The 23,562-nt window shown below is 61.7% G+C and carries 18 protein-coding genes; 12 read left to right on the forward strand and 6 right to left on the reverse strand.

Going from position 1 to position 23,562, the window contains the following annotated elements; all coding sequences use genetic code 11:
• Positions 1-2 precede the first annotated feature (2 nt).
• The 4 genes from AB4O08_RS25345 to uvrA all read left to right on the forward strand — a co-directional run bounded on the left by AB4O08_RS25345 (position 3) and on the right by uvrA (position 8,818).
• Complete coding sequence (locus AB4O08_RS25345) at positions 3-1,415, forward strand: Y-family DNA polymerase (RefSeq protein ID WP_010209875.1); 1,413 nt, start codon at positions 3-5, stop codon at positions 1,413-1,415.
• Positions 1,391-4,483 (forward strand): error-prone DNA polymerase, encoded by a 3,093-nt coding sequence (locus tag AB4O08_RS25350; RefSeq protein WP_460114478.1) that lies wholly within the window; start codon positions 1,391-1,393, stop codon positions 4,481-4,483. Before AB4O08_RS25345 ends, AB4O08_RS25350 begins: the two co-directional genes overlap by 25 nt.
• Before the next feature lie 109 nt (positions 4,484-4,592).
• Positions 4,593-6,305, forward strand: coding sequence for an ATP-binding protein (locus AB4O08_RS25355; protein ID WP_010209882.1), 1,713 nt, complete (start codon positions 4,593-4,595; stop codon positions 6,303-6,305).
• Positions 6,302-8,818 (forward strand): excinuclease ABC subunit UvrA, encoded by a 2,517-nt coding sequence (gene uvrA, locus AB4O08_RS25360; RefSeq protein ID WP_460114479.1) that lies wholly within the window; start codon positions 6,302-6,304, stop codon positions 8,816-8,818. The genes AB4O08_RS25355 and uvrA overlap by 4 nt, the downstream gene beginning before the upstream one ends.
• A gap of 52 nt (positions 8,819-8,870) precedes the next feature.
• Here uvrA and tkt read toward each other — a convergent pair whose 3' ends face one another.
• Positions 8,871-10,928: a transketolase gene (tkt, locus tag AB4O08_RS25365; protein WP_460114480.1), complete on the reverse strand. Its 2,058-nt coding sequence runs from the start codon at positions 10,926-10,928 to the stop codon at positions 8,871-8,873.
• Positions 10,929-11,103: 175 nt separating this feature from the next.
• Between tkt and AB4O08_RS25370 the strand changes: the two genes are divergently transcribed.
• Positions 11,104-11,328 carry a DUF465 domain-containing protein gene (locus tag AB4O08_RS25370; RefSeq protein WP_010209888.1) on the forward strand — a complete coding sequence of 75 codons (225 nt, stop codon included), beginning with the start codon at positions 11,104-11,106 and terminating at the stop codon, positions 11,326-11,328.
• Between the two features lie 177 nt (positions 11,329-11,505).
• Here AB4O08_RS25370 and hglS read toward each other — a convergent pair whose 3' ends face one another.
• Positions 11,506-12,882, reverse strand: a complete 1,377-nt coding sequence (gene hglS / locus AB4O08_RS25375) for a 2-oxoadipate dioxygenase/decarboxylase HglS (RefSeq protein ID WP_042572210.1) — start codon at positions 12,880-12,882, stop codon at positions 11,506-11,508.
• 289 nt (positions 12,883-13,171) lie between these two features.
• Here hglS and AB4O08_RS25380 point away from each other — a divergent pair, with 289 nt between their 5' ends.
• Positions 13,172-14,581 (forward strand): OprD family outer membrane porin, encoded by a 1,410-nt coding sequence (locus AB4O08_RS25380; protein WP_042572211.1) that lies wholly within the window; start codon positions 13,172-13,174, stop codon positions 14,579-14,581.
• A 69-nt stretch (positions 14,582-14,650) separates the two neighbouring features.
• Positions 14,651-17,287, forward strand: a complete 2,637-nt coding sequence (locus tag AB4O08_RS25385) for an MGH1-like glycoside hydrolase domain-containing protein (RefSeq protein WP_010209892.1) — start codon at positions 14,651-14,653, stop codon at positions 17,285-17,287.
• Between the two features lie 44 nt (positions 17,288-17,331).
• Here AB4O08_RS25385 and AB4O08_RS25390 read toward each other — a convergent pair whose 3' ends face one another.
• Positions 17,332-17,694 carry an NUDIX hydrolase gene (locus AB4O08_RS25390; RefSeq protein ID WP_010209895.1) on the reverse strand — a complete coding sequence of 121 codons (363 nt, stop codon included), beginning with the start codon at positions 17,692-17,694 and terminating at the stop codon, positions 17,332-17,334.
• A gap of 127 nt (positions 17,695-17,821) precedes the next feature.
• Between AB4O08_RS25390 and AB4O08_RS25395 the strand changes: the two genes are divergently transcribed.
• Entirely contained in the window at positions 17,822-18,802 is a 981-nt protein-coding gene (locus AB4O08_RS25395; RefSeq protein WP_021491604.1) for a Gfo/Idh/MocA family protein, read from the forward strand.
• 36 nt (positions 18,803-18,838) lie between these two features.
• Positions 18,839-19,468 (forward strand): ribonuclease T2 family protein, encoded by a 630-nt coding sequence (locus AB4O08_RS25400; protein ID WP_183703538.1) that lies wholly within the window; start codon positions 18,839-18,841, stop codon positions 19,466-19,468.
• Here the strand turns inward: AB4O08_RS25400 and AB4O08_RS25405 are convergent.
• Positions 19,459-20,325 carry an AraC family transcriptional regulator gene (locus AB4O08_RS25405; protein WP_069673385.1) on the reverse strand — a complete coding sequence of 289 codons (867 nt, stop codon included), beginning with the start codon at positions 20,323-20,325 and terminating at the stop codon, positions 19,459-19,461. The two genes, AB4O08_RS25400 and AB4O08_RS25405, sit on opposite strands and share 10 nt — an antisense overlap.
• A gap of 120 nt (positions 20,326-20,445) precedes the next feature.
• On the opposite strand from AB4O08_RS25405, the gene AB4O08_RS25410 reads away from it, so the two are divergent.
• Entirely contained in the window at positions 20,446-20,856 is a 411-nt protein-coding gene (locus AB4O08_RS25410; RefSeq protein WP_010209901.1) for a hypothetical protein, read from the forward strand.
• Positions 20,857-20,879: 23 nt separating this feature from the next.
• Here the strand turns inward: AB4O08_RS25410 and AB4O08_RS25415 are convergent, their stop codons facing one another.
• On the reverse strand, positions 20,880-21,227 hold the full coding sequence (locus tag AB4O08_RS25415) for a hypothetical protein (protein WP_010209902.1): 348 nt from the start codon (positions 21,225-21,227) through the stop codon (positions 20,880-20,882).
• 90 nt (positions 21,228-21,317) lie between these two features.
• On the opposite strand from AB4O08_RS25415, the gene AB4O08_RS25420 reads away from it, so the two are divergent.
• Together AB4O08_RS25420 and glsB are read left to right on the forward strand one after the other, a co-directional pair.
• Positions 21,318-21,662 (forward strand): hypothetical protein, encoded by a 345-nt coding sequence (locus tag AB4O08_RS25420; RefSeq protein WP_029529123.1) that lies wholly within the window; start codon positions 21,318-21,320, stop codon positions 21,660-21,662.
• Positions 21,663-21,717: 55 nt separating this feature from the next.
• The gene (gene glsB / locus AB4O08_RS25425; RefSeq protein WP_010209905.1) at positions 21,718-22,626 is read left to right on the forward strand and encodes a glutaminase B; all 909 of its coding nucleotides are present in this window, start codon (positions 21,718-21,720) and stop codon (positions 22,624-22,626) included.
• A gap of 134 nt (positions 22,627-22,760) precedes the next feature.
• On the opposite strand, the gene mddA is transcribed toward glsB, so the two are convergent.
• Positions 22,761-23,528 (reverse strand): methanethiol S-methyltransferase, encoded by a 768-nt coding sequence (gene mddA, locus AB4O08_RS25430; protein WP_010209907.1) that lies wholly within the window; start codon positions 23,526-23,528, stop codon positions 22,761-22,763.
• Between the last annotated feature and the right edge of the window lie 34 nt (positions 23,529-23,562).

Raw genomic sequence — 23,562 nt, forward strand, 5'->3', positions numbered from 1 at the left:
CCATGCGCTGGGTGTGTATTGTCTTCCCGCAATTGGCGCTGGACGGAGTGCAGCGTGCGCATCCCGAACCGGAGCAGCCTCTGGTCTTGCTGGCCGGCACGCCACAGCGGCGTGTGCTGCAAACGGTCAATGACGCCGCCCGCGCCTTGGGCTTGCGCCCCGGTCAATCCCTGACAGCTGCACATGCCCTGGCCAAGACCTTTGCCAGCGCCGAATATGATCCCGCCGAGATCGAACGCTACCAGCAGTTCCTCGCCGCCTGGGCCTATCAGTTCAGTTCTCAGGTCAGCCTGTATTATCCACGCGCTTTGTTGTTTGAGATCGAGTCGAGCCTGGGGCTGTTCGGACCATGGCCACGGTTCGAAGCGCGCTTGCGCAGAGAGTTGACCGAACTGGGTTTTCGCCACCGTATCGTCGCGGCACCCAACCCGGCGGCGGCGCGGGTGCTGGCAAATATCTACGATGGTTTGGCGGTGCAGGATGACGGCTTGATGCAGGCCCTGGCGCCGCTGCCCATCGACCGCGCCGGTCTTGACCCGCAGGCCGCTACGGCCTTGTCGCGCATGGGCCTGCGCACATTGGCCCAGGTGCAGGCGCTGCCTCGGCATACCCTGGCGCGACGCTTTGATGCCGGCTTGCTCAAGCACCTGGATGCACTGGTCGGGCACCGGCCGCTGGGCCTGGCGTTCTATCAGCCGCCGGACCGGTTCGATGTGCGTATCGAGCTGAATTTCGATGTGCAATCCCATCAGGCGTTGCTGTTTCCTTTAAGGCGTTTGACCGGCGATCTGTCCGCCTTCCTCTGTGGTCGCGACAGTGGCGTGCAGCGCTTCGACCTGCACTTGGAGCACGCCCAGGCGCCCGATAGCGTGATCAAGGTCGGCCTGCTCAGCGCCGAGCGTGAACCGGCGATGCTGTTTGAACTGGCGCGTGGCCGCCTGGAGCAAGTCCAAGTCACCTCACCGGTCCGCGGCTTTCGCCTGGTGGCCCAGGACCTGCCGGTGTTCGTGCCCCAGCGCCAGGACCTGTTCGACGACCGCCCGCAACAAACCCTGCCATGGGAGCAACTGCGCGAACGCCTGCGTGCCCGCTTGGGCGATGAAGCGGTGCAGGGCCTGCGCTTCCACGCTGACCACCGACCTGAATGCGCCTGGCAAGCGGCTGCGGATAAAACCCTGTGCCCAACCCTGAACAACGTGCAGCGCCCCGGCTGGCTGCTGAACGAACCGACCTTGCTGGGCGAGCAGGGTGTGCAGATCCTCATGGGGCCTGAGCGCATCGAGTCCGGCTGGTGGGACGGCGCCGATATCCGCCGCGACTACTACCTGATCCTGACGCGCGCCGGTCAGCAAGGCTGGGCCTTTCGCACCGTGGGGCAGGGCGATGGATTATGGTTGCAGGGTTGGTTTGCATGAGTTACGCCGAGCTGCACTGCCTGTCCAACTTCAGCTTCCAGCGCGGCGCCTCCAGTGCGCTGGAGTTGTTCGAGCGCGCCAAGCGCCAAGGCTACAGCGCGCTGGCGATCACCGACGAATGCACCTTGTCCGGCATTGTGCGCGCCTGGCAGGCGGCGAAGGCGGTGGAGCTGCCGCTGATCATCGGCAGCGAGGTGCGCATCGACAACGGCCCGAAACTGGTCCTGCTGGTGGAAGACCTCAGCGGCTACCAGCACCTGTGCCGCTTGATCACCCTGGCCCGGCGGCGTGCCGAAAAAGGCAGCTATCGCCTGCTGCGCGAGGACTTCGATCAACCGCTGCCCGGCCTGCTGGCGCTGTGGGTGGCCGAAGACAGCGACACCCAGGCCGATAGCCAATGGCTGCGCCGCACCTTCGGTGAGCGACTGTGGCTGGCGGTGCACTTGCACTGCGGCCAGAACGATGCGCGTCACTTGGAACAACGCCTGCAACTGGCCGCCAGCCTGCACCTCCCCGCGGTGGCTTGCGGCGATGTGCACATGCATGCGCGTGGCCGCCGCGCCCTGCAAGACACCATGACTGCCATTCGCCATCACGTACCGGTGGCCGAAGCCGGCACGCGCCTGCACCCCAATGGCGAGCGGCACCTGCGCAGCCTCGACGCCCTGGCCGCGCTGTACCCGCAAGCCTTGCTCGACGAAACCGAGATCATTGCCCGCCGCTGCACCTTCGACCTCAGCCAATTGCGTTATCACTACCCGCGCGAACTGGTGCCCGCTGGCCACAACGCCCAATCCTGGCTACGCGCCGTGACCGAAGAAGGCATCGCCAAACGTTGGCCGCAAGGGGTCGACGCCAAGACCGCGCAGCAGATCAACAGCGAGCTGGAGTTGATCAGCGAGCTGGGCTACGAAAGTTACTTCCTTACGGTGCACGACATTGTGCAGTTCGCCCGCAGCCGGTCGATCCTGTGCCAGGGGCGCGGCTCGGCGGCGAACTCGGCGGTGTGTTATGCCCTGGGCATCACCGAGATCGACCCGAGCCTGACCAGCATGTTGTTCGAACGCTTCCTTTCAAGGGAGCGCAATGAACCGCCGGATATCGACGTGGACTTCGAACATGAACGCCGCGAAGAGGTGCTGCAGTACGTGTTCCAGCGTTACGGTCGTACCCGAGCGGCGCTGACGGCGGTGGTCAGCAGTTACCACGCGTCCGGCGCGGTGCGCGATGTGGCCAAGGCCCTGGGGCTGCCGCCGGACCAGATCAACGCCCTGGCCGACTGCTGCGGGCGCTGGAGTGACGCAGCGCCCCCGCTGGATCGCCTGCGTGAAGGCGGCTTCGACCCCGACAGCCCGATCCTGCGCCGCGTGCTCACGCTGACCCAGCAATTGATCGGCTTTCCCCGGCACCTTTCCCAGCACCCGGGTGGCTTCGTGATTTCCGAATACCCGCTGGACACCCTGGTGCCGGTGGAAAATGCCGCCATGGCCGAGCGCACCATCATTCAGTGGGACAAGGACGACCTCGATGCCGTCGGCTTGCTCAAGGTGGATATCCTCGCCCTGGGCATGCTCAGCGCAATCCGTCGCTGTTTCGACTTGCTGCGCCGCCATCGCAACCGGGACCTGGCCTTGGCAACCATCCCCAAGGAAGACCCGGCCACTTACGCGATGATCAGCAAGGCCGATACCATCGGCGTATTCCAGATCGAGTCGCGGGCGCAGATGTCGATGTTGCCCAGGCTCAAGCCGCAGAAGTTCTACGACCTGGTGATCGAGGTCGCCATCGTGCGACCTGGGCCGATCCAGGGTGGCATGGTGCACCCGTACTTGCGGCGGCGGAACAAGGAGGAGGAAACCACTTATCCTTCGCCGGAACTCAAAGTTGTGCTGGAACGTACCCTGGGCATCCCGCTGTTCCAGGAGCAGGTGATGCAGATCGCCATGGTCGCCGCCGACTACGGCCCAGGCGAGGCCGACCAGTTGCGCCGCTCCATGGCCGCCTGGAAACGCCACGGTGGCCTGGAACCGCACCAGGAACGCCTGAGCACCGGCATGCTGAAAAACGGTTACAGCGAAGCTTTTGCCGCGCAGATCTTCGAGCAGATCAAGGGGTTTGGCAGTTATGGCTTCCCCGAATCCCACGCGGCCAGTTTCGCCTTGCTGACCTACGCCAGTTGCTGGCTCAAGTGCCATGAGCCGGCGGCCTTCGCCTGTGCGCTGATCAACAGCTGGCCCATGGGGTTCTACAGCCCGGACCAGATCCTGCAGGACGCACGGCGCCATCGCTTGCAGATCCGGCCAGTCGACGTGCAGGCCAGCGACTGGGATTGCAGCCTGGAGCCGATCGACGGGGCACAGCCGGCGATTCGCATGGGCTTGCGCATGATCTCGGGGTTTCGCGAAGAGGACGCGCGGCGCATCGAAGCCGCACGCCACCGCCGGGCATTCAGCGATATTGCCGACCTGGACGATCGTGCCGGGCTGGATGCACGCGCCCAGGCACTGCTGGCGGATGCGGGTGCTTTGCGCGCCCTGGCGGGCAACCGGCACAAGGCGCGCTGGGAGGTCGCCGGTGTACACAAGCAACTCGGGCTGTTTGCCGGCCTGCCGAGTCCGGACGAAGCCGTGGTGGAGTTGCCGTCGCCCACGGTGGGTGAGGATTTGCACGCCGACTATGCCACGATCGGCACCACCCTGGGCCCGCATCCGTTGGCGTTGTTGCGTGCGGAACTGCGCAAGCGACGCTGCCGCAGTTCCCAGGAGCTGATGGCGGTGGAGCATGGGCGCAACGTCAGCGTTGCCGGCCTGGTCACCGGTCGTCAGCGTCCCGGCACAGCCAGTGGGGTGACTTTTGTCACGCTGGAGGATGAATTCGGCAATCTCAATGTGGTGGTTTGGCGCGATCTGGCTGAGCGTCAACGCCAGGCGTTGGTGGGCTCGCGTCTGATGAAAGTGGATGGGCGCTGGGAAGCGGTGGGTGAAGTGCGGCACCTGATCGCCGGGCGCCTCACCGACCTGACGCCGTTGCTGGAAGGCATCACTGTGCGCAGCCGGGATTTTCATTAGGGGCTGTGGTTTCTGCGGGCATTCCTCCCTAAGTTATATAAGATGAAACCATCAGCTTCTGACGCGCTCCAAATTTCGCAGCTGTCTTTTCTTTGCGCAGAGTTCAATGATGCAATTTTTATCCAACCCTCATGGCTGTGAAGGTTGGGCCGGTGAAATGGCCCAGCGAATCCGCGCTTTCGATTGGGCAACCACCGACCTGGGCCCTATCGACAAATGGTCCACCAGCCTGACCTGCACCGTGCAGATGATGCTGGCATCACCCGTGCCCATGGTGATGCTGTGGGGGCAATGGGGGTACATGATCTACAACGACAGCTATTCGGTCTTTGCCGGTGGTCGCCACCCGTACTTGCTGGGAACGCCGGTAGAACTGGGGTGGCCGGAAGTCGCCGAGTTCAACCGTCACGTGGTGGACACTTGCCTGGCAGGCGGCACGCTGTCATTCAACAACAAGGACCTGGTGCTGTTGCGCAACGGCAAGCCAGAAACCGTATGGCTGGACCTGTATTACAGCCCCGTCGCCGGCGACAACCAGCAACCGGCGGGGGTGTTGGCGATTGTGGTGGAGACCACCGAGCTGGTGAAATCCGAACAGGTGCGCCAGGAGCTCACGCACAACCTGGAGCAACGAGTCGCCGCTGAAGTGCAGGCGCGCTCGGCCGCCGAGGACCAACTGCGTCAGTCACAGAAACTCGAAGCCATCGGCGGCCTGACCGGCGGTGTGGCCCACGACTTCAACAACCTGCTGCAAGTGATCGCCGGCAACCTGCATTTGCTGGCCCGCCACGAACCGGACAACGCCCAGGTGCAGCGCCGTGTCGCCGCGGCCATTGCGGCGGTGGAGCGCGGGTCCAAGCTGTCATCGCAATTGCTTGCGTTTGCCCGTCGCCAACCTTTGTCACCGGCGGTCTACAACCCGCAACGTATCTACGCAGGCCTCGGCGAGCTGCTGCAACGGGCGCTGGGGGAAACCATCCATATCGATGTGCAACTGCCCCAGGACTCGTGGTTTATCAACGTCGACCGCAACCAACTGGAAAATGCACTGCTCAACCTGGCGATCAATGCCCGGGACGCCATGAACGGCGAGGGCGTGATTCGTATCACCGGCGAGAACATCATCCTTAATCCGGACGATTGCGCGGGTAAAGGCATCAAGCCGGGCGAATATGTGCGCCTGGCGGTCATCGACACCGGTGTGGGTATGTCCGAGTCCACGTTGAAACGTGCGTTCGAACCCTTCTTTACCACCAAGCGCGAAGGCCATGGCACCGGCCTGGGCCTGAGCATGGTGTTCGGCTTTGTGCGCCAGAGTGGCGGGCATGTGGAGATGTGGAGCGAGGAGGGCAAAGGCTCGGTGGTGCAGATGTATTTCCCTCACAGCCTGGAGCCGGAAAGCCTCGATGTGCATATCGACCAACTCCCCCTTAGTAGCGGCCAGGAAACCATCCTGGTGGTCGAGGACAATGAAGGCGTGCGCCTGACCGTCGTCGAGTTACTCGAACAGTCCGGCTACACCGTGCTCACGGCCGATGACGGTGACCAGGCCATGCTCAAGCTACAAGCCGGTTTGCAGCCGGAGCTGATTTTCACCGATGTGGTCATGCCCGGCCGCGTCAAAAGCACCGACCTGGCCAACTGGGCGCGTGCGCAAAACCCGCCGGTGGCAGTCCTGTTCACCTCCGGCCACACCCGTGACATTCTCTCCAGCAATCATCTGCTGAGCGCCGATATTCATCTGCTGAGCAAGCCCTACAGCCCCGAAGCGCTGACGCAACGGGTGCGCAGCGTGCTCACCGCCCGACAAGGTTGTCCATGACTTCACAGCGCAACACGCCTGCAATCACTGCCCAGCAAACCGGTTTCGTCCGTGTGCGTGGCGCCCGCGAACACAACCTGCGGAATGTTGATGTGGATATTCCCCGGGATGCCTTGGTGGTGTTCACCGGCGTGTCGGGTTCCGGCAAGTCGTCCCTGGCGTTTTCCACGGTGTATGCCGAAGCGCAGCGGCGTTATTTCGAGTCGGTGGCGCCGTATGCCCGACGGCTGATCGACCAGGTGGGCGTGCCGGACGTGGACAGCATCGAAGGCCTGCCGCCCGCCGTGGCCCTGCAACAGCAGCGCGGTACGCCGAGCGCGCGCTCATCAGTGGGCAGCGTGACGACGTTGTCGAGCCTGATCCGCATGTTGTATTCCCGCGCCGGCAGTTATCCGCCGGGACAGCCGATGCTGTACGCCGAGGACTTCTCGCCGAACCTGCCCCAGGGCGCGTGCCCGCAATGCCATGGCTTGGGCCGTGTGTATGAAGTGACCGAAGCACTGATGGTGCCGGACCCCTCGCTGACCATCCGCCAGCGCGCGGTGGCATCCTGGCCGTTGGCGTGGCAAGGCCAGAACCAGCGGGACATTCTGGTGACCCTTGGCTACGACGTGGATATCCCCTGGCGCGACCTGCCGAAAAAACAGCGCGACTGGATCCTGTTCACCGAAGAAACTCCCACCGTACCGGTCTATGCCGGCTTTACCCCGGAGCAGACCCGCGATGCGCTGAAACGCAAACTGGAGCCGAGCTATCAGGGCACCTTCATGGGCGCCCGGCGTTACATCCTGCACACCTTCGCCCACACCCAGAGCGCGCTGATGAAGAAGCGCGTGTCACAGTTCATGCAGGGCAGCGCCTGCCCGTTGTGCGAGGGCAAACGCCTGACCAAGGCTGCGCTGTCGGTGAAGTTTGCCGGGGTGGACATAGGTGAGTTGTCACAGTTGTCATTGGCGCAATTGGCCGAGTTACTGCGGCCAGTGGCGGCGGGGCAGGACACGATGAAACTCTCGGTGGAAAAACGCCTCGCCGCTCAGCGTATTGCCCAAGACTTGCTGGAGCGGGTCAGCACCTTGACCGAGTTGGGCCTGGGTTATCTGTCCCTGGAGCGCAGCACGCCAACCTTGTCGTCCGGCGAGTTGCAGCGTCTGCGCCTGGCCACGCAATTGGGCTCGCAGTTGTTCGGCGTGATCTATGTGCTGGATGAGCCTTCGGCAGGCTTGCATCCAGCGGATGGCGAGGCACTGTTCACCGCACTGGACCGTTTGAAAGCGGCGGGCAATTCATTGTTTGTGGTGGAGCATGACCTGGAAACCATGCGCCGCGCCGACTGGCTGATCGACGTTGGCCCGGCGGCCGGCGAACATGGCGGCCAGGTGCTGTACAGCGGCCCGCCTGCGGGGCTGGCACAGGTGCAGGCGTCGCAGACCCGCGCCTATCTGTTCGCTGAAAAGCGTGTCTCCAAGCAAGAGCGCCGTGATCCCCTCGGTTGGCTGACACTGCAAGGTGTGACGCGTAATAATCTCAAGGACCTGAATGTCGATTTCCCGCTGGGCTGCTTCACGGCGGTCACCGGGATTTCCGGGTCGGGCAAGTCCAGCCTGGTCAGCCAGGCGCTGCTGGAACTGGTGAGCGCCGGTTTAGGGCGCGTGGTGGAAAATGACGAAGAACCAAGCCTGGAAGACGATGCGCCGCAAACCAGCGGCGGGCACATCCACGCCGGTCTGGAGCACATCCGCCGCCTGGTGCAGGTAGACCAGAAACCCATCGGCCGCACTCCACGTTCGAACCTGGCGACCTATACCGGGCTGTTCGACAATGTGCGCAAGCTGTTCGCGGCTACACCGGCGGCGAAGAAACGGCACTACGATGCCGGGCAATTCTCGTTCAACGTCGCCAAGGGGCGATGCCCGAACTGCGAAGGGGAAGGGTTTGTCAGTGTCGAGTTGCTGTTCATGCCCAGTGTGTACGCGCCATGCCCGACCTGTCATGGGGCGCGCTACAACCCCGAGACCTTGGCGGTCAAATGGCAAGGTTTGACCATCGCCCAAGTGTTGGGGCTGACGGTCGAGCAGGCGGTCGAAGTGTTTGCCGAACAACCGAGCGTGCAGCGCTCGTTGCAGGTGCTGCGGGATATCGGCCTGGGCTACCTGCGTCTGGGCCAACCGGCCACCGAGCTGTCGGGCGGTGAAGCGCAGCGCATCAAACTGGCGACCGAGCTGCAACGCAATGCGCGGGGCGCGACCTTGTACGTGCTGGATGAGCCGACTACAGGCCTGCATCCACGGGATGTGGACCGCTTGCTCAGCCAGTTGAATCACTTGGTGGATGCGGGGCATACGGTGGTTGTGGTGGAGCATGAGATGCGCGTGGTGGCGCAGAGTGATTGGGTGATAGATATCGGGCCGGGGGCAGGGGATTTGGGCGGGGCGGTGGTGGCCAGTGGTACGCCGCAAAAAGTTGCGAAGAGCAAGAAAAGCCGGACTGCCGCCTTCCTGGCGAAAGCACTCTAAACCTGTGTAGGCGCGGGGCTTGCCGACAAGCCCGGCGCCTATACAAAAGCTGTCAGGTCTGTTGGATTTGCTGCTTGGCCTGCCTCACCACATTCTCCACGGTAAACCCGAACTTCTCCTGCAACTTGGCCAACGGCGCGGACGCACCGAAGCTGTTCATCACCACCTTGGCGCCGGTCTGGCCTACATAACGGTCCCAGCCCAATGGGCCTGCCTGTTCCACCACGACCCGCGCCTTCACCGCCGGCGGCAGCACACTGTCGCGATAGGCCTGGTCCTGGTCTTCAAACAATTCCCAGCTGGGCATGGACACCACTTGCGCGGCAATCCCTTCGGTCTTCAGCTGCTCATAGGCCGCTACGGCCAGGCCGACTTCGCTGCCGGTCGCCAACAGCAAGACCTTGGGATGGTCGGCAGCGGCCAGCACGTAAGCCCCCTTGGCCGCCCCGGACGCCGCTGCGTACTTTGTACGGTCCAGCGTCGGTAACGGCTGACGCGACAACACCACGCAACTCGGCCGATGGGTTTGCGCCAGGGCAACCTTCCACAGCTCCAGGGTTTCATTCGCATCGCCCGGCCGCAGGGTCAGCAGTCCCGGCGTGGCGCGCAACTGCGTAAGGTGTTCGATCGGCTGGTGCGTCGGCCCATCTTCACCCACGCCAATCGAGTCATGGGTAAACACGAACACCACCGGCAACTCCATGATCGCCGCCAGGCGGATCGGCGGTTTCATGTAGTCGCTGAACACCAGGAACGTCGAGGTGTATGGCCGCAGGTAGGACAGCGCCAGCCCGTTGGCGATCGCGCCCATGGCGTGCTCACGAATGCCGAAGTGCAGGTTGCGCCCGCTGTAGTCGTCGGCACTGAAACGCCCGGCACCGTCAAAGGTAAGGTTGGTCTTGGTCGACGGTGACAAGTCCGCCGAACCGCCCAGCAGCCAGGGGACCTGTTCGGCGAACGCATTCAGCACCTCGCCGCCAGCGGCGCGGCTGGCGATGCCCTTGGGGTCGGTATCGAAGTCCGGCAGGTGCTTCTGCCAGTGTTCCGGCATTTCCCCGGCACGCATACGTCTCAATTCATCGGCCAATTCCGGTTCGAACTGCTCCAGCAAGGACAGGTGTTCGGTCCATTTTTCATACAGGGGCTCGCTGCGTTCAAGCAGGGCATCACGCAATTGCGCGCGTGCTGCTTCGGGGACCAGGAAGCTCGAGTCCTCGGGCCAGCCATACGCCGACTTGGTCAGGCGAATTTCCTCTTCGCCCAAGGGCTCGCCATGGGCGGCGGCCGTGTTGTGTTTGTGCGGTGAGCCATAGCCGATCACGCTGTCGACCACAATCAGCGTGGGTGCGCCACGATTGCAATGAAAGGCTTCCAAGGCATTGCTCAGGGCTTGCAAGTCGTTGGCATCGGTAACGTGCAGGGTGTGCCAACCATACGCCTGGAAGCGCTGGATCACGTCTTCGCTGAACGCAAGTTCAGTGTGGCCTTCAATGCTGATGGTGTTGTTGTCATAGATCCAGCACAGCTTTTCCAGCTTCAAGTGACCGGCCAAGGACGCGGCTTCACCGCTGATGCCTTCCATCATGTCGCCGTCGCCGCACAGGGTATAGACGTTGTAGTCGAACAAGGTTTTTTCTTCGCGGTTGAAGCGCTTGGCCAGCCAGCGCTCGGCCATGGCCATGCCGACACTGTTGGCACAGCCCTGGCCGAGCGGGCCCGTGGTGGTCTCCACGCCAGTGGTCATGCGGTATTCGGGGTGGCCGGGGGTCTTGGAGCCGGCTTGTCGAAATTGCTTGATATCGTCCAGGCTGACCGCGGGTTGGCCGGTGCGCTCGCCGTTGGCATCCAATTCCACTACGCCGGCCAGGTGCAGCAGCGAATACAGCAGCATCGAGGCATGACCAACGGACAACACAAAACGGTCACGGCTGGGCCAGTCGGGATGCTGGGGATGATAGCGCAGGAAGCGGCTCCACAACGTATACCCCACCGGTGCCAGGCCCATGGGCGTGCCCGGATGGCCGGAATTGGCCTTCTGCACGGCGTCCATGGCCAAGGTGCGAAGGGTGTTGATGCATTGGGTGTCGATATCAGTGGCAGCATGAGTCATGAAACCGGTCTCCCTCGGTTGGCTATCTAGAGTGGAGGGCAGGGGGCGGCAAAGGTTTGATCCAAACGCCCGCGCTGCGACGAACGGGGCTGTATTGACCCCGGACATGACAAGACCCCTCGCAATGGTCTAGCTTCTAGGGCGTAAGCCATTGATCAACTTGCGGAGGTACGCCATGCCAGTGAAACACGACCTGTATCAGGACTTGGGGTTGAGCAAGGAAGTCGTTCACGAACGCAGGGCGAGCGATAAACGCCTGGACTCGCTGCTCACTCAATACGATGACGCTGATAAGGAGGTGCTGAAGGCAGAATCGGCAAGCGCCAGCGATGAGGATGTGGAGAAGCTGAAGAAGAAGCGGCTGTTGATCAAAGACGACATTGTCGCAAAGCTGGGGTAAACCAAAACGCCTCCCCTGTAGGAGCAAGCTTGCTCCTACAGCAGGGACGGACATATTTGTTCAGAATTGTCTGGGGGACAGGATGCTTCTCTCTGCCTATCATGCCGACCGCCCACCCGGCTCTGGGGACTGTTGCGGCGCAAGGATTGTGCTGGTGAGTCGGGTGGGCACTTCATTTCAGGCCAGCAGTGCCTTTGTGCATTCATCGATAGAGCGTTGCTGCGTCTCGCCATACAGCTTCAATTCATCAATCGTCCGACGTCCTAGCGCCTTTTCAAACTCGGCCCGATTCGAGTTGGCCGCGTAGTGACTCTGGGCTGCATCCCCCAGGTTCGACTGAAAAATCCCCGCCGCACTCACCGGTAGGAAATCCTCATACACCAACGGCTCCACATCGATGTGGCCGGCCTCGACCAGCGCTTCCAGTGTGCGCGGTTGAGCGGCAGTGCCGCGCGCCGCCAAACCTTGTTCGGTGGCGAAGTAGCGGAAGTAGGCCAAGCCCTGTTCGCGCATCTGTGCGTGGTTATCCGGGAACGCCTGGAAATGCCGTTCCATCAATTCGACATAACGTGCAGCGTTGCCCTCATTGGGAAAGGCGCCCAATTCGTCGCGCGCGGCGTTCAGCAACTGGTCGTACAGCGCGCGGCCTTTGGGGGTGAGCGCCACGCCGCGCTGTTCGATTTCGCCAAAGCGCGCACTGTGGCTGCCTTGAGCGTCGGTAAAGGCGATGGGTTCGTCGAGGGCCTTGAAGCTGGTCTGGCGCAGCAGGATCGGGCAATGCCGGCGCGGTGGGCCTTCGATCACAGCCTTGGGGGTGATGCCTTTGCCGGGCATGGCGGCCTGGACCTGGTCGATGTCCAGGGTGCGCGGGGTCAGGTGGTTGATATGCGGGCCTTTGAAGGCGACCACGTCGGCGATCAGGCGGTGCTGGTCGCTCAGTTGCTGGTACTGCGCGCCGGTGACGGTGGCGGTGTGGTGCCAGCGGAAGGTTTCCAGGGCCTGGCGGATAAACTCATCGGCGTCCTCGGCGTTGAGGCCGCCGTCCTTTTCCGCTTGTTCGATCAGCGTCAGGGCGCCAGGGGTGAAGATCGAGCGCTTGGCCAGCGCGGTTTCGGCGAAGGCGCGCAGGTCGGGATTTTCGATCAGTTCCAGGCGCAGCAATGAGGTAAATACCCGAAACGGGCTGGTTTGCAACGCCTGTTCATGCACGGCGCGAAACGCGGTGGAGTGCACCGGTACGCCGGCCGGTGTCAGGTCGTAGTAGCCCACCGGTTGCATGCCCATTACGGCAAACAGGCGGCTGATGGTCGCCAGCTCTGCCGCGGTGCCCAGGCGGATCGCGCCGTGGCGTTCCATGTCCAGGCGCTGTATTTCGCCGGTGCGTTGCAGCTGCTGCGCCAGCTGCGGCTGGGTGTCGAGTACGTGGGCATTGGTTTCGGCCACCAGCTCCATCAGGGCGCCATACAAGGGAACTTCATCTCGGTACATGTCGGACATGGCCTTGGAAAAGCCCCTACGGATTTGGTCGGGGCTGACATGTGCGGTGCTGGGCATAGAAAAATTCCTGATGGCTATAGCGGTAGAGGTGGCCTTGGCCTGGATTTTGTTGAGCGCAAAGCACCCTTGCAAACGAAGATTCCTCAGGACTTCATTCTGCAAATGAATGAGATGACGTGAATATGACAAAAAACAGCCCGTGAGAAATTTCATTTAACGGCGGCTTTCCTAACTAATTCTTCACGGATTCCGCCCTGGTCGGCATGAAAGAATCGTCACGTTTGCAAGGATGAAAACGCCGTTATGCACACCAGACACATAAAAAAATGTTTAGGGGCTGTCGTTAATGAAAATTTCTACACTGGCGTTGTCGATCACCGCCGCCGTTCTTGCACAACAGGCGTTCGCTGATGATTTCGGGCTCGGTTCGCTGGGCACCGGCAACGGTCACAGCGGCTTCTTGGAAGACAGTCATGCGGCCATCAGTTCGCGGACCATGTACTACAGCGCGGATAACCGCTCGGGGACCAACAACGACCTGCGCGAAGCCGCAACCGCGCTGCGTTTTGACTACAAATCCGGTTTCACCCAAGGCTCCATCGGCTTGGGCTTTGACGTCATGGCTTTCGGCGCGCTGCGTCTGGATGGCGGTGATGGCCACACGGCGGGCGCGGGCCTCTCGGGCAACGGCAACAGCTTCTTCCCGACCAAGAACAACGGCACCGAGCCTGCGGATTCCTTCGGTCGCGCGGCGGGCAACGTGAAGTTCCGCATTTCCCAGACCGAATTGCATGTCGGTGGCGGCTTGGCGCCGGTGTTGCCGATCCTGGTTTCCAACGACAGTCGCGTGGCTCCGCAGACCTTTGACGGCGGCATCCTCACCTCCAATGACATCCCCAATGTCACCTTCACCGGCGGTGAACTGAACCGCGCCGAAGGCCGTGCTTCCAGCAACTCCACGGGCTTGAGCGTGGCAGGCGGTACCCGCGACAGCGACAGCTTCAAATTCGGTGGGGTGGACTACAAACCGTTTGGTTCTTCCGACAACGTGATCGCGAAAAACCTGACGTTGCAGTACTACTACGCGCAACTGCAGGACTTCTACAAACAGAACTACTTCGGCCTGGTCCACGTGCTGCCGCTGGGCAATGATCAGTCGTTCAAGACCGACCTGCGCTACTTCGACAGCTCCAGCGACGGCAAGAACGGCGAGAGCGGTTACCAGTTCAACAACAACGGTGGCTACGCCAAGCACGCCAACGAAGTGGACAACAAAACCTACAGTGCGGCCTTCACCTACCAGTTGGGCGGCAGCAGCCTGATGCTTGGCCACATAGGCGTGGGTGATGACGGCGGCTTCGTGTGGGTGAACCAGGGCAGCCTGGCCGACCCGCACGCACAAGGCGCCGGCGGCAGCGACTTCTACCTGTTCACCGACGCCGTGGTCGGCCAGTTCTCCCGTGCGGGCGAGCAGGTCAACTTTGGTCAGTACTCGTATGACTTCAAGGCCTATGTGCCGGGTCTGAAGGCGTCCGTGGCTTACCTGGACGGCAGGGACATCAAGTCGAAGGTGGCCGGTGGCCCTGACCAGAAAGAAAACGAAGCCGACTTCCGCCTGGACTACGTCGTGCAGGCCGGTCCGCTGAAAGGGTTTGGTACGACTTTCCGTACCGGCACCTATCACGGTAAAAACACCGGCACCGCCGACCAGGACCAAACCCGCCTGATCTTCAACTACACCTACGCGATCTTCTAAGTCTTCATGTGCGCCCGGACGTCATTGGGCTCTACACTGCCTCTCACTGGGTAGGCGATGGAGGACCCGATGACGGCCACACCCGACAACCGGATACTTGGAACCCTCGAAGGCCAACGCTTGGCGCAGCAGGATGCCGAACGTTGGCGCGAGTGGGGCCCTTATTTAAGCGAACGCCAATGGGGCACGGTGCGCGAAGACTACAGCGCCGATGGCGATGCCTGGACTTACTTCCCCCATGAACACGCGCGCAGCCGTGCCTATCGCTGGGGCGAGGATGGTTTGGCGGGATTCAGCGACAAGGCGCAACGCTGGTGCCTGGGCCTGGCCCTGTGGAACGAGCGCGATGCGATCATCAAGGAGCGCTTGTTCGGCCTCAATAACGCCGAGGGCAACCACGGTGAGGACGTCAAGGAACTGTATTTTTTCGTCGACGGCGTACCGAGCCATGCCTATATGCGCATGCTCTACAAATACCCGCATGCCGCCTTTCCCTATGACGACCTGATCAGCGAAAACGCCCGCCGTGGCCTGGCGGATGCCGAATACGAGATCCTCGATACCGGCGTGTTCGAAGACAACCGTTACTGCGATGTCAGCGTCGAATATGCCAAGCATCAGCCCGACGACATTTTCATGCGCGTGACTGTGCGCAACCGTTCGGAGCAGTCGACGCGCGTGCAGGTAGTGCCTCAACTCTGGGCGCGCAATGACTGGAGCTGGACCTTCGACGCGCCCAAGCCGCAATTGACGATGGACGGGGAACAGGTGCTGGCGCGCCACCCTGAGTTGCCTGATCGGCATCTCGGCGCCTGGGGCCAGGACGGCGTGGAGTGGTTGTTTTGCGAGAACGAGACCAACGTTGCGCGGCTGAATGGGCAGCCGGCGCCGGGACCGTTCAAGGACGGGATCAATGATTACGTGGTGGCGGGTGTGCAATCGGCGATTCGCCGTGACCGCGGCACAAAAGTCGCGGCGCGCTTCATCCTTGAGCTGGCAGGCCTGGAAAACAAAACCCTCTACCTGCGTTTCGCCCCCGTTGATGCACCGCAGGTCAACGCCCGCAAGCTGTTCGAACAGCGCCGCCAGGAGTCCGATGACTTCTATGCCGCCTTGCAACACAACATCGCCGATGAGGATGCGCGCAATGTGCAGCGTCAAGCCTTGGCCGGGTTGCTCTGGTCAAAGCAGCTCTATTATTTCGATGTGAACCAATGGCTCGACGGCGACCCGGCACAACCCGCGCCGCCGCCCGAGCGCCTGCATATCCGCAATACCCATTGGCGGCACCTGTCCAACTTCGACATCCTCTCGATGCCTGATACCTGGGAATACCCGTGGTACGCCTCATGGGACCAGGGCTTCCAGGCGGTGGCCATCGCGCTGATCGATCCGGGATACGCCAAGCAACAGCTGTTGCTGTTGGTGAAGGACCGTTTCATGCACCCCAACGGCCAGTTGCCGGCCTATGAATGGCGCTTCGACGACGCCAATCCGCCGGTGCATGCCTGGGCCAGTTGGCGTGTCTATCAGCAGGACAAAGCGCTGACTGGCGTAGGCGATATGGATTTTCTTGAGCGAATTTTCCACAAGCTGCTGCTGAATTTTTCCTGGTGGGTCAACCGTAAGGACGCGGAGGGACGCAACCTGTTCCAGGGCGGCTTCCTCGGGCTGGACAATATCGCGTTGTTCGATCGCTCAGCCGCGTTGCCACCGGGTTACCAGCTGGACCAGGCCGATGGTACGGCGTGGGTGGCGGCCTATGCGCTGGACTTGATGCGCATCGCCCTGGAGCTGGCCAAGCGCAATGGCGTGTACGTCGACATTGCCGTGAAGTTCTTCGAGCACTTCCTGTATATCGCCGGCGCCATCAATCGCGTCGACGACAGCGCGGAAGGCCTGTGGGACGAGCAGGACCTGTTCTTCTACGACGTGCTGCATCGGCCCGACGGCGCGAACGAGCCGGTGCGCCTGCGTTCGATCGTCGGGCTGATGCCGCTGTTTGCCGTGTTGGTGCTGGAGCAGCGCGAGCATGAAGGCCTGGAAGGTTTGCGCGAGCGTTTGCTGGGGTTTATGAAGCACCGGCCGGACCTGGCCAAATTGGTCTCGCGCTGGAACGAGCCGGGGCAGGGCAATCGCCTGTTGCTGGCATTGTTGCGTGGTGAGCGCACCAAGGATTTGTTGCGGCGCATGTTGGCTGACGAAGAGTTCTTGTCGGCGTTTGGCGTGCGCTCCCTGTCCAAGGCGTTCGCCGAACAACCGCTGGCGTTGAAGATGAACGGCAACACCCTGTGTGCGAGCTACCAACCCGGCGAATCCGACTCGCGGTTGTATGGCGGGAATTCCAACTGGCGCGGGCCGCTGTGGATGCCGGTCAACTACATGCTGATCGAGTCGTTGCGAGAGTTTCACCGCTACTACGCGGACAACTTCTCGGTGGAGTACCCGGCCGGCAGTGGTTACCTGTCCTCCCTGGAGGACGTCGCCAACAGCCTCAGTCAGCGCCTGACGCGTCTGTTTCTGCGCGACGAAAATGGCTCAAGGCCGTCGATGGCAGGGTACGCCCAGCTGGAAGCTGACCCGGCCAGCCGCGACCTGGTGTTGTTCCACGAGTATTTCCACGGGGAAACCGGGCGCGGACTGGGCGCGTCCCACCAGACGGGGTGGAGCGCGCTGGTGGCGTTGCTACTGCAGCCAGGGGCTTGAGCTTCTTTGTGGCGATTGTTGTGGTGAGCGGGCAGAGCGCTGAACTACAGGCGACGCAGGAAGGATTTAACGATGTGCCGGGTGGCGTCGGTGGTGTCCAGTTCATCCATGGCGCCATAAGGGTGCCACTGGCAATCGATTATTTCATTGCAGGGTTTTGCATCGGCGATGTTCACCACTGACGCTTCGAACACGTGGTGAACGGTGTCGCGCGCCTTCAGTTCCTGCAAGTACAGCAAGCCGTCCACGTTCAATCCGGTTTCTTCTTCCAGTTCGCGTTCCGCCGCGCCGACCGGGCGCTCATTGCGTTCGACCTTGCCGCCCGGCAGCGCCCATTTCGATCTGGCCTTGCGTACGAAGAGGATATGCCCCTCGTGTTCGCAAATGACCGTGGCCCTTATTTTCATCGTCTGTGCCCCCGCAGTGGGATGAATGTCATAAAAGTGTAATGCAATTGTCATGCTAAGTGGTTATGGCGCTGACGCGTGGGGTTGTGGATACTGCCCGATTGATCAAAACGGACGAGGAGAGCAGATGAGCACCGTACGCTGGGGCATGATCGGCTGTGGCAGTGTCACTGAGTTAAAGAGTGGACCCGCTTTCTACAAAGCGCCAGGTTCGGCGCTGGTCGCCGTGATGGGGCGCCGTGAAGAGGCTGTGCGCGATTATGCGACACGCCACGGGATTGCCCGCTTCTACACCGATGCCCAGGCCCTGATCAACGATCCCGAAGTGGACGCGGTGTACATCGCCACGCCACCCGACAGCCACCTGGAATACAGCCTGATGGTGGCCGCCGCGGGCAAGCATTGCTGTGTCGAAAAACCGATGGCATTGAATGCCGAGCAAAGCGCATTGATGCAGCGCACCTTCGAGCGTGCCGGCCTGCATCTGTTTGTCTCGTATTACCGCCGTTCACTGCCGCGTTTCCAGCAAGTGCGCCAGTGGCTGCAGGACGGGCGTATTGGCCAATTGCGTCACCTGACCTGGACCTTGTGCAAGCCACCGGGCGCCGACGATGCCAGCGCCGCCAATTGGCGCACCGACCCGCTCATTGCCGGTGGGGGTTATTTTGCCGACCTGGCCAGCCATGGGTTTGATCTGTTCCAGTACCTGGCCGGGGATATCGTCGAGGTCTCGGGCTTTACCGCGCGACAGGCCGGGCGCTACGCCGCCGAGGATGCGGTGACCGCCTGCTGGACGTTCGCGTCCGGCGCGCTGGGCATGGGCTGCTGGAACTTTGTCGCCGACCGCCGCGAAGACAAGGTCGAGCTGATCGGCAGTAAGGGGCGCATCACGTTTGCAGTATTCGAAGACCAGCCGCTGCGCCTTGAAGGCGAGGTGGACGAGGTGCTGGAGGTGCCTTGCCACGCGCATATCCAGTGGCATCATGTGCTGGCCATGAACGCCCATATTCGCGGGGAAGCCGAACACCCCTCACAGGCAATCGAGGCGTTGAAGACCGATCGGATCCTCGACAAGGTGCTACAGCGTAACCCCCATCATCCTGGCTAGGTACGATAGGGTTGTGTTTTTTCAAGGAACAGATGGATGAAATTCTGGATGATGGCGTGGCTGGTCATTGCCACCAGCGCAATGGCCGCACCACGAGAACAACGCCCGGCAGGGGATTTTGATTTTTATGTGTTGTCACTGTCGTGGTCGCCCACGTTCTGCCTGACGCACCCGAGCAACGAGCAATGCACGGGTAAAGGCTACGGCTTTGTATTGCACGGGTTATGGCCGCAGTATGCCCGAGGCGGGTGGCCGGCGTCGTGTGACCCGCAATCGCGGCTGTCGGCCGAAGACATCGCCAAGGGCGCGCTGATGTTTCCCACCCAGGCATTGCTCAAGCATGAGTGGGCCAAACACGGTACGTGCAGCGGCCTGGGACCCACGCGTTACCTGGACGCCACCGACGCGGCGCTGGCCACGGTGCAGATCCCGCAGCAACTGCAGCCATTCAATGTGCCCAATTACCTTGAAGCACGGGACATCGAACAGTTGTTCCGCCAGAGCAACCCCGCCATGGGCGATCACAGCATGGCGGTGATCTGCAAGGGCAAGGTGCTGTCCGAAGTGCGCGTGTGCCTGAGCAAGGAACTGCGCTTTGCCGGCTGCCCCAAAAGTGTGAAAACCCAGTGTCGCGGCGGTGATATTCGTATTCCGGTTCAGCGCTGATCCGGCGTCTGGAGCGCGTGCAACGCAATGGTTGCCGCGGCGTTGGCCGTTGGCGCCCCGGCGCGATCTGCCAGGTAACGTGCTGGCGGCTGGCCTACCGCCTTGCGGAACATGGTGATGAAGCCGCTGGCGTTCTCGTAGCCCAGGTCCAGGGCGACCCGCTGCACACTGTCGCCCCGGGCCAGGCGTTGCAGTGACAGGATCACATGCAACTGCCGGCGCCAGCGGCCGAAACTCAAGCCAAATTCTTCCAGCAACAGGCGCGTCATGCTGCGCTCGCTCATGCCGATGCGCATGGCCCATTGGCCGAGCGTGGTCTTGTCGCCGGGGTCGGCCAGCAGGCTGTCGGCCAGGCGCCGCAAGCGCGGATCCCGGGGCATCGGCAGGTGCAGGTCCTCGATGGGCGCCTGGGCCAGCTCGTCCAGCAGTGTGCGGATCAGGCGCCCCTGTGCGCCGTCCTCGTCGTACAGTTGCGGGAAGCTTACGGCCTTGCTGATCAGTTCATGCAACAGGCCGGACACCGACAGCGTGCAACATTGCGCGGGCAGGGCGCCGGCGGCGTCCGGGTCGATCAACAGGCAATACACCTCCGCTTCGCCGGAACCGCGCGCCGCATGGGGCAGGCCGCCGGGAATCCACAGCGCGCACTGGGGCGGCACGATCCAGATGCCAGCCTCGATCTGGCAATGAATCACCCCGCGCAGGGTGTACATCAGCTGCCCCTTGCGATGGGAATGCGGGGCATGCTCCCAGCTCTCGGACGTGCTGGTGGCGTTCACGGCCACCACGGCGCGCGGGAGCAGGTCGGCGTCCCTGACTCTGGCGGGATCACGATGATCAAGGCGGTGGCGTTGCATGACGGCTTCACGTTTTGGCTGAATTGCGAAACATTCTGGCTATTCTGTGCAATGCCGTCCAGCGGGTTGAGCCTTATGATGAGATTCACTCTCATCAACGGCTACTCAAGGGGCTTTGCCATGCGACTCGACAGTTCAACATTCCCAGTGGTGAAAATCGTCTTCGATGCACCCAACGAGGGCGGGCCGGAAGATGCCTTCCTGACCTTCGAAAGCCTGCTGGCCCGCCAGCAATCCTTCGTGCTGCTGCACGAGAAATCCGTGGATGAAAACAACCACGAGCACTCCCACGAGGAGCGCAAGCACGCGTCGATCTGGATGAAGAAAAACAAACAGGCGCTGCGCACCTACGTCAAAGGCATGATTCAGGTGGAGCCCAGCGCCGCGCAACGCTTGGCGCTCAAGCCGTTTGCCGCGATGTTCGGCAAGGCCTGGGGCTACCCGCTGCTGGTGGTGGAATCCAGGGAAAGCGCCTGGGCACTGGCGCGGGATGTGCTGGATGAGCGGGTGTCGGATGTGGCGCACTTCTAACCGCTCCTACAGGGGGATATGGCTCAGTCCACGCAGATCGCCCGCCCCAGCTTGCCTTTCTCCACCGTCGCCGAGCAGCCGAAGTGGCTGTTATCCACCTGGCAGGTGCCGCTGATCGGTGTGGTGCCTGTTTGCGTGGTCACGCTGGTCTGGCACTCACCCTCGCACTGGCTCGAATCGGTGCACGCCTTGCCCGCGTCCCTGTACGGCGTGATGCACTTCCAGGTCTGCAACTTGCCGACTTGCTTCATCGTGCCGCCGCCGGCCAGGCATGTTGACGCGGCGGAGTCTTGGGCGGGGGGCGTGGTGGGCGTGGTCGTGGTGCAAGCCGATACCAACAGCAGGGCGGCCAGGCCGATCATCAATTTCATGCAAAAGTCCTCATGGAGTAAGCGCAACGGTGCAGTGTACGGGCATTTGGACTACTTTGATTGACGAGCGATCCCTACCCGGTACTGGCCATGCGCACGTTATGGAAGCGGTATATGGCGTTGTTGGAAAACGATCTGAGCACGCAGATCTTCGACAACGTGAAAAACTTGCTGGTGTGTGCACTGCTGTTTGCGGCGGGGACGAATACGTTGCTGGGTCAGCGTGACTTGTTTATCGGGGTGTTTGCCTCCAGCGTGGCCGGCTGGGGCCTGATCATCCTGTCGACGCTGTTGATGCTCCTGAATATCAGCGACGGTATTCGCCGGCTCGCCAAGCTGCGTTATCACCTGGCGCTGCAGTTATTGTTGATCCTTGTCTACCTGGTGATCGCCGAACGGGTGGTCGAGATTGTGTGGGGCTTTCGGGCGCATTGAAGTATCCTCCGCGACCCGTTTGCCAGTGATTCAAACACAGATGACAGGACAAGACATGCAGGCGATGCTCTCGTCGATCCTCGACGAAGTGCGCCCCCTGATCGGCCTCGGCAAAGTCGCCGACTACATCCCCGCACTTGCCGATGTGCCCGCCAACCAACTCGGCATCGCCGTTTACGGCAACGATGGTGCGGCCTACTGCGCCGGTGATGCCGATACGCTGTTCTCGGTGCAGAGCATCTCCAAAGTGTTCAGCCTGGTGCAGGCCATCGACCACGGCGGCGAAACCATCTGGGAACGCCTGGGCCACGAACCTTCGGGGCAGCCGTTCAACTCCATGGTGCAACTGGAGTTCGAACGCGGCCGCCCGCGTAATCCGTTCATCAATGCCGGCGCGCTAGTGATCTGCGACATCAACCAATCGCGCTTCGCCGTGCCGATTTTGTCGATGCGCGACTTTGTGCGGCGTCTGTCCGGCAACCCGCAGATCCTGGTCAACAGCGTCGTCGCCGAGTCCGAAGCCCAACACGGCGCGCGCAACGCGGCCATGGCCTACCTGATGAAGTCGTTCGGCAACTTTCACAACGATGTCGATGCGGTGCTGCACAGCTATTTCAATTATTGCGCGCTGCAAATGAGCTGCCTGGATTTGGCCCGGGCCTTCAGTTTCCTGGCCAACGAAGGCGTGAGCGCCCACAGCGGCGAGCAGGTCCTCACCGCGCGCCAGACCAAGCAGGTCAACTCGATCATGGCCACCAGCGGGCTCTATGATGAAGCGGGAAATTTTGCCTATCGCGTGGGGTTGCCGGGCAAGAGCGGGGTAGGCGGCGGGATTGTCGCCGTGGTGCCGGGGCAGTTTACGGTGTGCGTGTGGTCACCGGAGTTGAACGCGGCGGGGAACTCGCTGGCGGGGATGAAGGCATTGGAGTTGTTGAGTGAGCGGATTGGGTGGTCGGTGTTTTAGATCGCGTCGGATGGCAGCACTCAGGCCGCTCAGGCATAGATGGGTAAACGTCCAACTTTGTGGGGTCAGTTCACTCTGCGTGGGAGCGAACTCTCTCCCCCTGTGGCGGGGACCTGTTCAGTATCTGCGTTGCTTCATTTTGAACGTCTCTTCGGCATCGGAAAAATCATGCTGACCTCTCCCTGATACTCGCGATACCTGTCTCCAAACAACACCGTCAGATCCTTCTCTTCAAAGTAGGTGCCGATAAAGAGATAGACCGTCAGCCCCATCGCAAACTGTAAATGACCGACCGTCATGTCCGGCGTAGCCCAAAAGGCAATCAGGAACCCAAGATACAGCGGGTGACGAATGATCTTATAGAGCAGCGGGGTCCTGAACACTGGCGCGTGTTGCGCTGTGTCGCGCCAGCGGTCAATCGCTTGCTTGAGCCCGAAGAGTTCGAAGTGGCTGATCAACAGCGTCGCCAATAACACAATGGCCCACCCCGCCCAGAACAGCCCCGTTATCAAAGCCCTCGCCCAGGCTGTTTCGATATGCCATACCTGATAGGTGATGGGGTGCCACAGCCAGAACATCACCCCCAGTACCAGACTGCTGAACAACACATAGGTGGAGCGTTCAGCCGCCGTCGGAATGAGTGCAGTCAACCTGCTCTTGAAGCGTTTACGCGCCATGACACTGTGCTGTAGACCAAACAGGATGATCAGCAAACCGTTGATCAACGTTGCCAGAGGCCAGTCGATAAGTCGCCCCGCGTTGATGTTCTTGGGCACCACGACGCTGCCCAAGAACCCCATCAGGTATAAAAAGGTGAGTAGGAAAACCACGTAGCAAGCGATGCTGTACACCAACCCGACCAAGCGCGCGGGGAGGCTGTCGGCGTGTGTTTGTGGGTTCATGGACGATTCCTTTCGCACATGGTAAAGGCGTGAG

The organism is Pseudomonas sp. H3_E07 (assembly GCF_054668895.1).

Excerpts from the sequence above, each read along its gene's own strand:
- AB4O08_RS25345 (WP_010209875.1), top strand. The coding sequence starts at position 3 with ATGCGCTGGGTGTGTATTGTCTTCCCGCAATTGGCGCTGGACGGAGTG.
- hglS (WP_042572210.1), bottom strand. The coding sequence starts at position 12,882 with ATGCCCAGCACCGCACATGTCAGCCCCGACCAAATCCGTAGGGGCTTT.
- tkt (WP_460114480.1), bottom strand. The coding sequence starts at position 10,928 with ATGACTCATGCTGCCACTGATATCGACACCCAATGCATCAACACCCTT.
- uvrA (WP_460114479.1), top strand. The coding sequence starts at position 6,302 with ATGACTTCACAGCGCAACACGCCTGCAATCACTGCCCAGCAAACCGGT.
- AB4O08_RS25390 (WP_010209895.1), bottom strand. The coding sequence starts at position 17,694 with ATGAAAATAAGGGCCACGGTCATTTGCGAACACGAGGGGCATATCCTC.
- AB4O08_RS25420 (WP_029529123.1), top strand. The coding sequence starts at position 21,318 with ATGCGCACGTTATGGAAGCGGTATATGGCGTTGTTGGAAAACGATCTG.
- AB4O08_RS25380 (WP_042572211.1), top strand. The coding sequence starts at position 13,172 with ATGAAAATTTCTACACTGGCGTTGTCGATCACCGCCGCCGTTCTTGCA.
- AB4O08_RS25395 (WP_021491604.1), top strand. The coding sequence starts at position 17,822 with ATGAGCACCGTACGCTGGGGCATGATCGGCTGTGGCAGTGTCACTGAG.
- AB4O08_RS25355 (WP_010209882.1), top strand. The coding sequence starts at position 4,593 with ATGCAATTTTTATCCAACCCTCATGGCTGTGAAGGTTGGGCCGGTGAA.
- AB4O08_RS25405 (WP_069673385.1), bottom strand. The coding sequence starts at position 20,325 with ATGCAACGCCACCGCCTTGATCATCGTGATCCCGCCAGAGTCAGGGAC.
- mddA (WP_010209907.1), bottom strand. The coding sequence starts at position 23,528 with ATGAACCCACAAACACACGCCGACAGCCTCCCCGCGCGCTTGGTCGGG.
- AB4O08_RS25410 (WP_010209901.1), top strand. The coding sequence starts at position 20,446 with ATGCGACTCGACAGTTCAACATTCCCAGTGGTGAAAATCGTCTTCGAT.
- glsB (WP_010209905.1), top strand. The coding sequence starts at position 21,718 with ATGCAGGCGATGCTCTCGTCGATCCTCGACGAAGTGCGCCCCCTGATC.
- AB4O08_RS25350 (WP_460114478.1), top strand. The coding sequence starts at position 1,391 with ATGGTTGCAGGGTTGGTTTGCATGAGTTACGCCGAGCTGCACTGCCTG.
- AB4O08_RS25385 (WP_010209892.1), top strand. The coding sequence starts at position 14,651 with ATGACGGCCACACCCGACAACCGGATACTTGGAACCCTCGAAGGCCAA.
- AB4O08_RS25370 (WP_010209888.1), top strand. The coding sequence starts at position 11,104 with ATGCCAGTGAAACACGACCTGTATCAGGACTTGGGGTTGAGCAAGGAA.
- AB4O08_RS25415 (WP_010209902.1), bottom strand. The coding sequence starts at position 21,227 with ATGAAATTGATGATCGGCCTGGCCGCCCTGCTGTTGGTATCGGCTTGC.
- AB4O08_RS25400 (WP_183703538.1), top strand. The coding sequence starts at position 18,839 with ATGAAATTCTGGATGATGGCGTGGCTGGTCATTGCCACCAGCGCAATG.